This is a genomic window from Microcella alkaliphila (assembly GCF_004216855.1).
Taxonomy (GTDB): domain Bacteria; phylum Actinomycetota; class Actinomycetes; order Actinomycetales; family Microbacteriaceae; genus Microcella; species Microcella alkaliphila.
Window position 1 is genome coordinate 533,932 of record NZ_SGXT01000011.1, and the last position, 11,253, is coordinate 545,184.

Annotated in this window: 13 protein-coding genes; 5 read left to right on the forward strand and 8 right to left on the reverse strand. The window is 70.8% G+C overall.

Annotated elements, in window-relative coordinates:
• Nucleotides 1-48 precede the first annotated feature (48 nt).
• Together EV140_RS03255 and EV140_RS03260 are read left to right on the forward strand one after the other, a co-directional pair.
• Entirely contained in the window at nucleotides 49-294 is a 246-nt protein-coding gene (locus EV140_RS03255; RefSeq protein WP_130280955.1) for an MIP/aquaporin family protein, read from the forward strand.
• Nucleotides 291-542 carry a hypothetical protein gene (locus tag EV140_RS03260; RefSeq protein ID WP_130280957.1) on the forward strand — a complete coding sequence of 84 codons (252 nt, stop codon included), beginning with the start codon at nucleotides 291-293 and terminating at the stop codon, nucleotides 540-542. Before EV140_RS03255 ends, EV140_RS03260 begins: the two co-directional genes overlap by 4 nt.
• Here EV140_RS03260 and EV140_RS03265 read toward each other — a convergent pair.
• Nucleotides 528-1,055, reverse strand: a complete 528-nt coding sequence (locus tag EV140_RS03265) for an NUDIX hydrolase (RefSeq protein WP_130280959.1) — start codon at nucleotides 1,053-1,055, stop codon at nucleotides 528-530. The two genes, EV140_RS03260 and EV140_RS03265, sit on opposite strands and share 15 nt — an antisense overlap.
• 86 nt (nucleotides 1,056-1,141) lie before the next feature.
• On the opposite strand from EV140_RS03265, the gene EV140_RS03270 reads away from it, so the two are divergent.
• Complete coding sequence (locus EV140_RS03270) at nucleotides 1,142-1,981, forward strand: YqjF family protein (protein WP_130280961.1); 840 nt, start codon at nucleotides 1,142-1,144, stop codon at nucleotides 1,979-1,981.
• 81 nt (nucleotides 1,982-2,062) lie between these two features.
• Here EV140_RS03270 and der read toward each other — a convergent pair whose 3' ends face one another.
• Genes der through EV140_RS03305 form a run of 7 tightly spaced genes read right to left on the reverse strand, consistent with a single transcriptional unit; the run spans nucleotide 2,063 to nucleotide 8,700 of the window.
• Complete coding sequence (gene der / locus EV140_RS03275; protein WP_130280963.1) at nucleotides 2,063-3,613, reverse strand: ribosome biogenesis GTPase Der; 1,551 nt, start codon at nucleotides 3,611-3,613, stop codon at nucleotides 2,063-2,065.
• Nucleotides 3,606-4,277, reverse strand: a complete 672-nt coding sequence (gene cmk / locus EV140_RS03280; RefSeq protein WP_130280965.1) for a (d)CMP kinase — start codon at nucleotides 4,275-4,277, stop codon at nucleotides 3,606-3,608. The genes der and cmk overlap by 8 nt, the downstream gene beginning before the upstream one ends.
• A 23-nt stretch (nucleotides 4,278-4,300) precedes the next feature.
• Nucleotides 4,301-5,407 (reverse strand): prephenate dehydrogenase, encoded by a 1,107-nt coding sequence (locus EV140_RS03285; protein ID WP_130280967.1) that lies wholly within the window; start codon nucleotides 5,405-5,407, stop codon nucleotides 4,301-4,303.
• Complete coding sequence (locus EV140_RS03290; protein ID WP_130280969.1) at nucleotides 5,404-6,345, reverse strand: pseudouridine synthase; 942 nt, start codon at nucleotides 6,343-6,345, stop codon at nucleotides 5,404-5,406. Before EV140_RS03290 ends, EV140_RS03285 begins: the two co-directional genes overlap by 4 nt.
• On the reverse strand, nucleotides 6,332-7,003 hold the full coding sequence (gene scpB / locus EV140_RS03295) for an SMC-Scp complex subunit ScpB (RefSeq protein WP_130280971.1): 672 nt from the start codon (nucleotides 7,001-7,003) through the stop codon (nucleotides 6,332-6,334). The genes EV140_RS03290 and scpB overlap by 14 nt, the downstream gene beginning before the upstream one ends.
• Nucleotides 6,993-7,829 carry a segregation and condensation protein A gene (locus EV140_RS03300; protein ID WP_198674326.1) on the reverse strand — a complete coding sequence of 279 codons (837 nt, stop codon included), beginning with the start codon at nucleotides 7,827-7,829 and terminating at the stop codon, nucleotides 6,993-6,995. The genes scpB and EV140_RS03300 overlap by 11 nt, the downstream gene beginning before the upstream one ends.
• Nucleotides 7,813-8,700 carry a ParA family protein gene (locus EV140_RS03305; protein WP_130280973.1) on the reverse strand — a complete coding sequence of 296 codons (888 nt, stop codon included), beginning with the start codon at nucleotides 8,698-8,700 and terminating at the stop codon, nucleotides 7,813-7,815. Before EV140_RS03305 ends, EV140_RS03300 begins: the two co-directional genes overlap by 17 nt.
• A 100-nt stretch (nucleotides 8,701-8,800) precedes the next feature.
• Here EV140_RS03305 and EV140_RS03310 point away from each other — a divergent pair, with 100 nt between their 5' ends.
• Together EV140_RS03310 and EV140_RS03315 are read left to right on the forward strand one after the other, a co-directional pair.
• Nucleotides 8,801-10,036, forward strand: coding sequence for a hypothetical protein (locus tag EV140_RS03310; RefSeq protein ID WP_130280975.1), 1,236 nt, complete (start codon nucleotides 8,801-8,803; stop codon nucleotides 10,034-10,036).
• Nucleotides 10,036-10,938, forward strand: a complete 903-nt coding sequence (locus EV140_RS03315) for a hypothetical protein (protein WP_130280977.1) — start codon at nucleotides 10,036-10,038, stop codon at nucleotides 10,936-10,938. Before EV140_RS03310 ends, EV140_RS03315 begins: the two co-directional genes overlap by 1 nt.
• Nucleotides 10,939-11,253: the final 315 nt, after the last annotated feature.

An 11,253-nucleotide genomic window follows, 5' to 3' on the forward strand; every position in this document is an offset into this window, starting at 1 on the left:
GTCGCGAGAGGGATGCGCGCATCCAGACACATTGATTGACTGGCTGTCATGAACGACCAGCCCCGCACCCCCGACGCCTCGCCCGCGAAGAAGCGCGACGACGGCCAGGAAGCGTTCGTGCCCGTCGGCATCGTGTTCATCATGCTGGGCGTCGTGTTCCTCATCACGAACGACGGCATGGGGCCCGTTGCGTGGACGTTCATCCCGGTCGGCTTCACTTTCCTCGTGCTGGGCTTGAGCGCCGTGTCGTCGAAGCGCTCGCGGTGTGACCGCGATGGAGAGTCCGCCGCGTGAGCCCGTTCGGTTCGCGGATGCGCGGGGTCGCGAAGCGCGCATCCGCCCGCGGAGCGCTGTGGGCCGGCATCGCCGCCCTGCTGCTCGCCCTGGTGTCGTTCGGGGTCGGCCGTTCGGGCAGCGCCGTCGTTCTGCTCGTCGTCGGCGGCGTGCTGCTCGCGGTAGCAGCGACGCGCCTGTCTCGGCTGGCCGCAGACGCCCGATCAGCGCGCGCTGCCCGCGACGTCGACGGCTTAGCCGGTCGGTAGCTGCGCGCGCAGTCGCGGCCAGCTCGCGGCAAACCCCGGATGAAGCGGCAGGTGCTCGACGTCGCCGACGGCGACCCAGCGCAGCTCGATGCTCTCGAGATCGCCCAACACGGGCTCGAACAGCTCGTCAACGCGAGCGACGACGGTCGTGTAGCTCCAGAAGCCGAGGTCGTGGTGGCTCTCCCACAGCACCGTCACGGCGTCGAGGGGAACGCCCGCCTCCTCGTGCGCCTCTCGAACTGCCGCCGTCGCGGCGTCTTCACCCAGCTTGCGCGCCCCGCCCGGGATGCCCCACGTACCCCCGTGGTGTGACCACTCGGCGCGGTGCTGCAGCAGCACCCCTGCCGTTGGGTGCCAGGCGAGCAGCCCGGCCGCGCCGAACCGACCCCAGTACCGGGTGCCGTCGGGCCCTTCAACCCAGGCGTCGCCCGGGTCGCGCAGGTGTGGCGGCGGAAGGCGCGGCGGCGTGCTGCTGCGGGCCGCATCGGCCGGGCTGGGCGCCGCACTCTCCATAGCCGAAGGCTACGCCCGTTGCCTGCGAGAACGCGCGCGGGGCGTCCGTCGAGCGGGCTGTGTGCCGCGAGAGGCACACTGGTGAAATGAGCACACCGGAGCCCGCGCTCCCCCACCACGCTCCACCCTTGCCGGGCCGCGCGGTCATCCGCCAACGCTGGAACCACTTTGTGTTCCTGCACTGGCGGGTCGACCCCGCGCGCGTCGCCCCGCTCATGCCCGCCGGCACCCGCCCCGACACGTTCGACGGCAGCGCGTGGGTCGGGCTGATCCCGTTCGTGCTCAGCGACCACGCCTTCCTCCCACTGCCGCCCGTGCCCCGCCTCGGAACCTTCGTCGAAATCAACGTGCGCACCTACTCGGTCGACAACGCCGGCAACCGCGGGGTTGTCTTCCAGTCGCTCGAAGCCGAACCGCTACCCAGCGCGCTCGCCGCGCAATCGCTGTTCGGGCTCCCCTACCGTTGGGCGCACGCCGGCCAGCGCATCGCCGAGGGAACCATCGAATACCGCTCGCGCCGTCGCGGCGGCCCGCGCCTCGATTCCGGGCGCGCCGACCGCGCCGCCCGCGCACTCGCAACTACCGCCGCAACCGGGATGCCCGACGCACGCACCGAACACCCGCTCCCGTCCACGCGCATCCACGCCAGACCGTCCACCGCCGCGGTTGACACTCCCCTCAGCCGCTTCCTCACCGACCGCTGGGGATTCCACGAAACCCGCCGTGGCCGCACCATCTACGCGCGCAACCGGCACGAGCCGTGGCCGCTCGTCGAGGCCGAACTCCTGCGCCTCGACGACGGGCTGCTCGCGGCCGCCGGCTTCGCCGACCTCGCCGCGCGCGAACCCGACTCGGTGCTCGCGACGCCGCCCGAGCATCCCGGAATCGTCACCGAATTCGCGGCGGCGCGCGCGATCAGCCTCTAGCGCTGACGACGCTCCCGCCCGGTGCCCGAGACGGGCACCGGTGCGTCAGGCGCAGAGGCCAGAAATGGCCTCTGCAGGCAGCTAGCGCTGCCTTCTTTCCCTGACGCGCATGTTGACAACAATCGGCGTGCCCTCGAAGCCCCACGTCTCGCGCAGGCGGCGCGTGATGAAGCGCCGGTACTGCGGGTCGAGGAACTGCGTCGTGAACAGCACGAACGTCGGCGGGCGGGTCGAGGCTTGCGTGCCGAACAGGATGCGCGGCTGGCGTCCCCCGCGAACGGGGTGCGGGTGCTCCGCGATCAGCTCGGTGAGGAACGCGTTGAACTTGCCCGTCGGAATGCGCGTGTCCCACGACTCGAGCGCCGTCTCGAGCGCCGGAACCAGCTTCTCGAGGTGACGGCCCGTGCGGGCCGAGATGTTGACGCGCGGCGCCCACGACACGTGCGCGAGGTCTTGGTCGATCTCCCGCTCGAGGTACCGGCGGCGCTCGTCGTCGAGCAGGTCCCACTTGTTGAACGCGAGCACCAGCGCGCGACCCGACTCGAGCACGAGGTCGATGATGCGCACGTCTTGCTCGCTGATCGGCTGGGTCACGTCGATCAAGACGACCGCGACCTCCGCCTTCTCGAGCGCGGCGGCGGTGCGCAGTGACGCGTAGAAGTCGGCGCCCTGCGCCATGTGCTGGCGGCGGCGAATGCCGGCGGTGTCGACGAAGCGCCACACCTTGCCGCCGAGCTCGATCTGCTCATCGATGGGGTCGCGGGTGGTGCCGGCGAGCTCGTTGACGACGACGCGCTCTTCGCGGGCGGCCTTGTTGAGCAGGCTCGACTTGCCGACGTTGGGGCGGCCGATCAGCGCGACGCGGCGCGGCCCGCCGAACTCCTGCTTCGCAACGGTCGACACTTCGGGCAGCACGGTGAGCACGTGGTCAAGCAGGTCGGCGACGCCGCGGCCGTGCACGGCGGAAGTCGGCCACGGCTCGCCGAGCCCCAGGCTCCACAGGGCGGCCGCTTCGGGCTCCTGCCGCGTGTCGTCGATCTTGTTCGCGACGAGAATCACGGGCTTGTTCGAGCGGCGCAGCATCTTGACGACGAACTCGTCGGTCGCGGTCGCGCCGGTGATGGCGTCGACGACGAACAGCACCGCGTCGGCCAGCTCGACCGCGACCTCCGCCTGGGCGGCGACGGAGGCGTTGATGCCCGACGCGTCGGGCTCCCAGCCGCCGGTGTCGACGAGGGTAAAGCGGCGCGTGTTCCACTCGGCCTTGTAGGCGATGCGGTCGCGGGTGACGCCCGGCTTGTCTTCGACAACCGCTTCGCGGCGCCCGAGGATGCGGTTCACCAGCGCGCTCTTGCCGACGTTCGGCCGGCCGACGATCGCGAGCACGGGAAGGGCGGGCAGCGTGACGATGCCGTCTTCGCCGAGCTCGGCGCCCTCGAGCAGGGCGATGTCGTCGTCGTCGAGGTCGTAGTCGGCGAGCCCGGCGCGCAGGGCGTCGGCCCGCTGCTGGTCGAACTCGGCGCGTTCGGGGTCGTCGTAGTCGACGGAGGAGCCGGCATCAATCGCGTCGTCGAATTCCGGTGCGCTGCCGACGCTCGGCACGCGGTCGGCGCCGTCGGGGGTGTTAGTCATGAGGTATTCCTGAGCGCACGGTGTCGATGAGCGCTTGCACCGTCTGCTCGAAGTCGATGTCGGTGGAATCGAGGGGGATCACACCTGGGGCGGCCGTCATAAAGTCGACGACACGGGAGTCTTGGCGGTCCCGCGAGGCCAGCTGCTGCGCGGTCGCTTCGGTCGTCTGGGCGCTCACCTCGGCCGACCGTCGGGCAATTCTAGCCTCTTCCGACGCGGTCAGAAGAATTCGCACCGGAGCATCCGGCGCCACGATCGTCGTGATGTCGCGTCCTTCGACGATGACCCCGGGGGCGGGATGCTCGTCCATCAACCGCCGGAACATCGCGTTCAGAGACTGACGCACCTCCGGCACCCGCGCCACGGCCGACACGACGGCCGAGACGCGCGGCTCGCGAATGTCGGGCGTGATGTCTTCGCCGCCGACCCGCACGTAGTAGCGGTCGGGGTCCATGCCGGTCGCGTAGTCGAAGGCGCGCACCCGCTCGAGAACCGCATCCGGGTTCTCGACGTCGACGCCCTCGTCGAGGCAGTGCCAGGCGAGCGCGCGGTACGCGGCGCCGGTGTCGAGGTAGGCGTACCCGAGGCGGCGGGCGGCCTCCTTCGACACGCTCGACTTGCCGCTTCCGGCGGGGCCGTCGACGGCCACGACGATGTCGCTCACGGGTGCTCCTTATCGGTGAGAGGTCAGTCAGTGCCGGCGGCGGCGATTTTCCAGCCGCGCGCCTCCAGTTCGGCCACAAGCCGCTCTTCGGCTTCGGGCACGACCGACACTTCGGCGAAGCCGACGGGCGCGCCCGGCGAGTGCTCGAGCCGCAGGTCTTCCATGTTGACGCCGAGTTCGCCGATCTCGGTGAGCAGGCGCGCCAGCTGGCCGGGGGTGTCGTCGATCATGACGACGAGGGTGGCGAAGCGCCGGTCCTGGCCGTGCTTGCCGGGTATGCGCGCGACGCCGACGTTGCCCGCGCCCATCAGGTCGGCGATGGTGCGGCGCGCGCCAGGGGCATCGGGATGCTCGAGGGCGTCGATCGCGGCCGTCACGTCGTCACGCAGCCCGCGCAGGATCGCGGCCACGGGCGCGGCGTTGGCGGCGAGAATCTGCACCCACAGCCCCGGGTCGCTGGAGGCGATGCGGGTGACGTCGCGCAGGCCCTGGCCGGCGAGCCCCACGGCGCCGTTCGTGGCGGCGCGCAGCCGCGCGGCCATGACCGTGGCGACAAGCTGCGGCACGTGGCTGACCATCGCGACCGACTCGTCGTGTTCCGCGACGGTCATCTCGATCGGCACGGCGCCGACGTCGAGGATGAGGTCTTCGATCGCCCCGGCCCGCGCGTAGCTGATGCCGTCGTGCCCGGCGAGCACCCACGGGCGCCCCACAAACATGTCGCTGCGCGCCGAGATGGGACCGCCGCGCTCGCGCCCGGCCATGGGGTGGGTGCCGAGGTAGCGACTCACGTCGGCGCCCATCGCGGTCAGCTCGCGCAGCACGCTCTGCTTCACACTCGCCACGTCGGTCACCAACGCTTCGGGATGCGCGTTCAGCTCGGCCGCGACCGTCACCGCGGTTACGTCCGGCGGCACGCACACGACGACGAGCCCGGGCACGTCGTGTTCGCCCCGGTTCGCGCTGGCCGCGCGGCCCGCGCCGTAGTCGACGGCGAGCTTCACGGCGGTCGGCGACAGGTCGTCGAGGGTGACGTCGACGCCCCGCTCGGTGAGTGCGAGGCCGATGCTGGTGCCGAGTAGGCCCGCGCCGACGATGCGCACGCGTTCCTGCAGGCGGCGGTCGGTCATCGGCTTCCTCGGTGGCTTCGGGGGCGGCGGGTTGTCGGCTTCTGCGCGCCGGCCGGGGCAGGGCCCGCCGGATGGGTGCCGGCCACGCGGCCGCCAGCGGCACCCGCCTCTGACGTGGTTGCGGGCGCGACGCCGTCGCGGGCCTCGCGGGCGAGCGTCAGCAGCGCACCGCGCTCAACTGTACTGAGTTCCCGCAGCTCGCCGAGCTTGAGTGGCCCAAGGTGCAGGGGCCCGAACTGGCGCCGCACGAGTTCGACCACCGGGTGCCCGACCTCGGCCATCATGCGCCTGACGATGCGGTTGCGCCCCGAGTGCAGGGTCAGCTCGACCATGCTGTGGCCGTGCTGCGGGCTGCCGATCACCTTCACGGCGTCGGCGTGAATCGGCCCGTCCTCGAGCTCGACGCCCGTCTTCAGCTGGGTGAGCGTCTTCGGCGCGACGACGCCGCGCACCTTCGCGATGTACGTCTTCTCTACGCCGAACTTGGGGTGCGCGAGCACGTTGGCGAGTTCGCCGTCGTTCGTCAGCAGCAGCAGCCCGCTCGTGTCGGTGTCGAGGCGGCCGACGTTGTAGACCCGCTCCTCGAACCGGGCGGCGTACTGCCGGAGGTCGGGGCGCCCTTGCTCGTCCTTCATGGTGCTGACGACGCCGCGCGGCTTGTTCAGCATCAGGTACCGCTTCGTCTGATCGAGCTGAATCGCGACCCCGTCGACGGCGATCTCGTCGGTCTCGGGGTCGATGCGGCGCCCGAGTTCGGTGACGACCTCGCCGTTGACGGTGACGCGGCCGGCCTCGATGTACTGCTCGCTGACCCGGCGCGAGGCGACCCCGGCGGCCGCCATCACCTTCTGCAGCCGCTCCCCCGTGGGGGCCGCCGCGTCATCCCACGGCGGAATCTCGAACGAGCCGCCCCGGGCATCCCCGTTATCGGACGTCATCGAAGCCCGCCTGTCCGTCGTCGAGCAGCGGCGAGATCTGCGGCAGCTCGTCGAGCGAGTTGATGCCGAGTTGCGTGAGCAAGAGCTCGGTCGTCTCGTAGTGAATTGCGCCGGTCTCCGAGTCGGTGTACGCCTCGGTGATCAGCCCGCGGCTGAGCAGGGTGCGCACGACCGAGTCGACGTTGACGGCGCGGATGCTCGCCACGGCTCCCCGAGAGATCGGCTGCTTGTACGCGATCACCGCGAGCGTCTCGAGTGCCGCCTGCGACAGCTTCGCGGGCGCCTGGGTGTGCACGAAGTCGCGCACGACGTCGTCGAACTCGGCGCGCACGTACAGCCGCCAGCCGCCACCGACCTCGCGCAGCTCGAAGCCGCGCCGCGGGCGCGCGGGAGCATCGGGTAAGGCTGCCGGGTCGGGCTCACCGTCGTAGTCGGCGACGAGGGATGCGATGGCGGCGCGCACCTCCTTCACGGGGCGGCCGACCGCGCTTGCGAGCCCCACGACGCTCTGCGGTTCGTCGACGACCATGAAGATCGCCTCAAGCGCGCGGGCGAGGTCGACGCCGTCGGCGAGGCCGGCGCGTTCGGGGGCGTCAGCGTTCTCGGGCGCTGCCGCGTCGGGCGCCGCTGCGCTGTCGGTCACGGTCTCACTGGCCATATTCGGCTCCCAGGTTCACGAGGTTCTCGTCGCTCCAGTTCTCGGCGGTCCAGCGCACGGTCAGTTCGCCGAGCGGCTCGAGCTGTTCGAAGCCGATCGCGGCGTGCCGGTACAGCTCGAGCAGTGCGAGGAAGCGCGCGACGACGACGCCCATCTGGTCGGCTCCGGCGATCAGCTGCCGGAAGGTGAGGGGCTCACCCGCCCGCAGCATGCCGACCACGTGTGCGGCCTCCTCGCGCACCGAAATGAGCGGGGCATGCAGGTGGTCGAGCCCGACGATCGGGATCTCTTTCGGCGCGAAGGCGAGCAGCGCGAGCGCGGCGAAGTCGTCGACGCTGGTCGTCCAGCGCAGCTCGGTCGTGGTCTGACGGAAGCGGTCTTCGAGGCGCACGCTGCGCACGTGGCGGCGGGTTTCGGCGGTGATGCGCTCCGAGAACCAGGCGCTGACCTCCTTGAACGCGCGGTACTGCAGCAGGCGGGCGAAGAGCAGGTCGCGGGCCTCGAGCAGTGCGACGTCTTCGGCGTCGACCAGTTCGCCCTGCGGCAGGAGGCTCGCGATCTTCAGGTCGAGCAGCGTGGCGGCGACGACGAGAAACTCGCTGGCCTCGTCGAGTCGCTCTGCGCCTTCGAGCGCGCGCAGGTAGGCGAGAAAGTCGTCGGTGACGGCCGACAGCGAGACCTCGGTGATGTCGAGTTCGCGCTTCGTGATGAGGCTCAGGAGGAGGTCGAACGGGCCGTCGAAGTCGGCGACGGCGACGCGGAAGCCGCCGCGTGCATCCGGCGAACTGTCCCCCGCCTCGATGACGGCGTCAGGCGGCGTGGCCACGGGCGATCAGCTCCCGTGCCAGCTGGCGGTAGGCGCCGGCGGCCGGGTGGTCGGGCGCGAACGTCGTGATGGGGGTGCCGGCGACGGTCGCGTCGGGAAACTTCACGGTGCGGCCGATGACCGTCTCGAGCACGGAGTCGCCGAACGCGTCGACGACCCGCTCGAGCACCTCGCGTGAGTGCAGCGTGCGCGAGTCGTACATGGTGGCGAGAATCGCGTCGAGTTCGAGCGCAGGGTTCAGCCGGTCTTTCACCTTCTCGATCGTCTCGACGAGCAGGGCGACGCCGCGCAGGGCGAAGTATTCGCACTCGAGCGGAATCAGCACGCCGTGCGCGGCGGTGAGCGCGTTGACGGTGAGCAGGCCGAGGCTCGGCTGGCAGTCGACGAGGATCACGTCGTACTCGTCGAGCACGGGGCGCAGCACCCGGGCGAGAATCTGCTCGCGCGCGACCTCGTTGACGAGGTGCACCTCGGCGGCCGACAGGTCGATGTTGGCGGGCACGACGTCCAGGCGCGGGGTCGACGTCGACTGGATGGCCGTGCGAATGTCTTTCTCGCGCCCGATCAGCAGGTCGTAGATGGTCGGTACGTCGTGGCTGGCGACACCCAGCCCGGCAGACAGGGCGCCCTGCGGGTCGAAGTCGACGGCGAGCACGCGCCGGCCGTACTCGGCGAGCGCCGCGCCCAGGCTGATGGTCGTCGTCGTCTTGCCGACGCCGCCCTTCTGGTTGCACAGGGCGATGACCCGCGCCGGGCCGTGGTTCTTCAGCGTCGGCGGCTCAGGAAACGCGCGCAGCGGGCGGCCGGTGGGGCCGGGCACCATGTCCGACATTCCGGGGAGTTCTGGTGCCTCGTGCTGGTCGCCGCTCATGGCAGTGAAGTCTAGTGTTCACGCGAGATTCAGTCGCGGCGGCGTGCCGCGCGCAAACGGGCTTCCCCACCGACCGCTCTGTCGTGATTGACTGACCCTCATGGACGAGACCGGTCGTGGCGCCCCCGCCGCCGGCGACGTGCCGGACGATCTCGACCGGCTCGACGAGCTTGATCGGCTCGACGACGCGGCGCTGCGGGCGATCGCCTACGGACGCACCTCGTCTGAAGCCGATCGGATGCGCGCCGACCGCGCCGCGCGCATCCTCGCCTCGCGCGCCGATCGCGCCCGCGAGGCCGAAGCGGCACGGGCCGCAGCCGCGCCCGGCGCGGGCGGGGCGACGCCGGGTGACGTGGCCTCGGCCGCCGACGATGTCGACGAGGGCGCCGACGACCGCCTCTCCTGGTGGACGCGCTCGCGGCGCATCGGTGTGGCCGTCTTCGTCGGCGCCCTCGTGGTGGGTCTGGGGCTGTCGGCGGTCGGCGAGCGCGTGGTGGCGGCGCTCGCCCCCGACGCACTTGAGGTGTTCGACGAGCCGGCCCCGGCGAACGAGCAGGCGCTCGTGACCGAGTTGCTCGGCAGTGTCGGCGGTGGCGAGGCGCGCCTGCTCGCCACGGTGGACGGTTTCGAGGTCTACGCGCTGCGCAGCGGGCCGGGCGGCCTGCTGTTCGAGGCGACCACGCTCGGACCACAGGTGTGTGTGGGCGCGCGCGATCGCGAGCAGGTGGTGCGGTTCTTCTTCAGTGAGTGTGTGCCCGAGCCGGTGTTTCGCGAGCAGGGAATCGCCGGCGTGCTCTCCGGTTACGTGTTCGGCGTGCTCGAGAGCACGCCCACGCAGAGCGTTGCCCTCGTCGTCGAGTGGAGCCCTCGCGGGGGGCTGACCGTTCGCGACGCGAGCGAGCAGCTGATCGAACCCGTGGCCGGTCGCCCGGACACTGACGTCGTCGTGCCAGCCCCCGTTCCGCCCGACGGGGGAGCGGCTCCCGCCGAAGAACCGGCGCTTTACGCGACCCTGCGCGAGCTGCCGGCCAACATTACCGTCGGCGAACAGCTGGTGCCGTTCGCTGGCCCGGTCGAGCTCGGCCCCGCCGAACTGGGCGCGGCGAGCGTCAATGGCGCCGAGCTGATCTTCTTCGGCAGCGTTCATGAGGGGCCGGACGATGTTGGGTCTCGCGTCTGTCTCTCGGCCGGAACCACGGCCGCATTCCGAGACCTTCAGTGCGTTGACGAGGCAGAGTTCGTGGCGACCGGCGTCACCCTGCGCGGAAACGGCGATTTCGCCACCGTCACGATCACTCTCGACCCATCCGGTGAACCCGATGTGAGGTTCAACTGATGACGCCGTCAGGCCGCACCATCGCCGCAATCGCGGTCGCGGGGCTCGCCGCCGGCGTTCTAGTTGGCGCCGGTGCCGGCCCGCTCACACAGGCGGTCTCCGCTGAGTCACTCGCCGTGTTCGACCGCGAGTCAACGCCCGCCGACGAGCTGGCCCCCGGCGTCGTCACCTACGGCCCCTTCAGCGCCTCGCGTCTGCTCACCGAATTTGACGACGTTCGTGTGTTCGCCGTACGCGCCGATCAGGACCTTCGCACTGGATTGGATGATCTCGGCCCGCTCGTCTGCGTGTCGGCCGCCGCCCCCGGCAGGGAATTCGTGCCCACTTCGTGTGTGCCCGAGGAGGTCTTCCGCGAGCAGGGCATGCGCGGCGTGCTCCGCGGGCTCGCGCCCGCCGGATCAGTCGGCGGATATCGCGACGTCGAACGCGTGCTCGCCGTCGAGTGGGGCCCGCGCGGTGGTCCGCGCATTGTCGACATGACCGACAGCACCGTCGTCGCTCTCGACGATCTCTTCACCGATGACGAGCTCGCCCTCGGCGCCGACATCCCCCTCGTTCGGGCGATGCGCGACGCACCCACCGCTGACGATGTTGCCGAGGAGATCAACGCCCTCACTGAGCTGCCCGCGGCCATCGCCGGACCGGTGTCGTACGGCGAGTCCGGCTACGACGGCCTCGGCATCACCGAACTGTTCGCGAGCCTGCACCCTCCCATGGACGACCAGGAAGCCCACGTGTGTCTGAGCTTTCGGGTCGAGGGAGAGTTCGTCGCCTGGCAGTGCAACCCGCTCGAGACGGTGCGCATTCGTGGAGTCCGCGTCGTCGTCGAGCATGACGGCGTCCAGACGGCCTTCCGCATCGGCCCCAACAACGAGGGCATCAACGTGGAGCAGACGAGTTGAGCGGCTCACCTCGGACCGACGACGTCAGCGCCCTCACCGACAACGAGTTGCGGCGCATCGCGTACGGCCGCGGCGAGCGCACTGACGACACCGCTGGGCTGAGTCGTGAGGCTGCTGCGCAAGAGCTCGTGCGACGCACCCCACCGTCGGCCGCACCGGCGCCGCCCGCCCCGAACACCCCTCGCGCGGTGACCTCTCTCCACCCCAGCACCGACAATCTGGCTCTTCGTCATGAAGCGGGGGTAGGGGCTGTTCGCCAGGGCTTGTGGCCGCCGGCGGCGAGCAGGATCCGCAGCCGGTAGTTGTCGAAGTTGC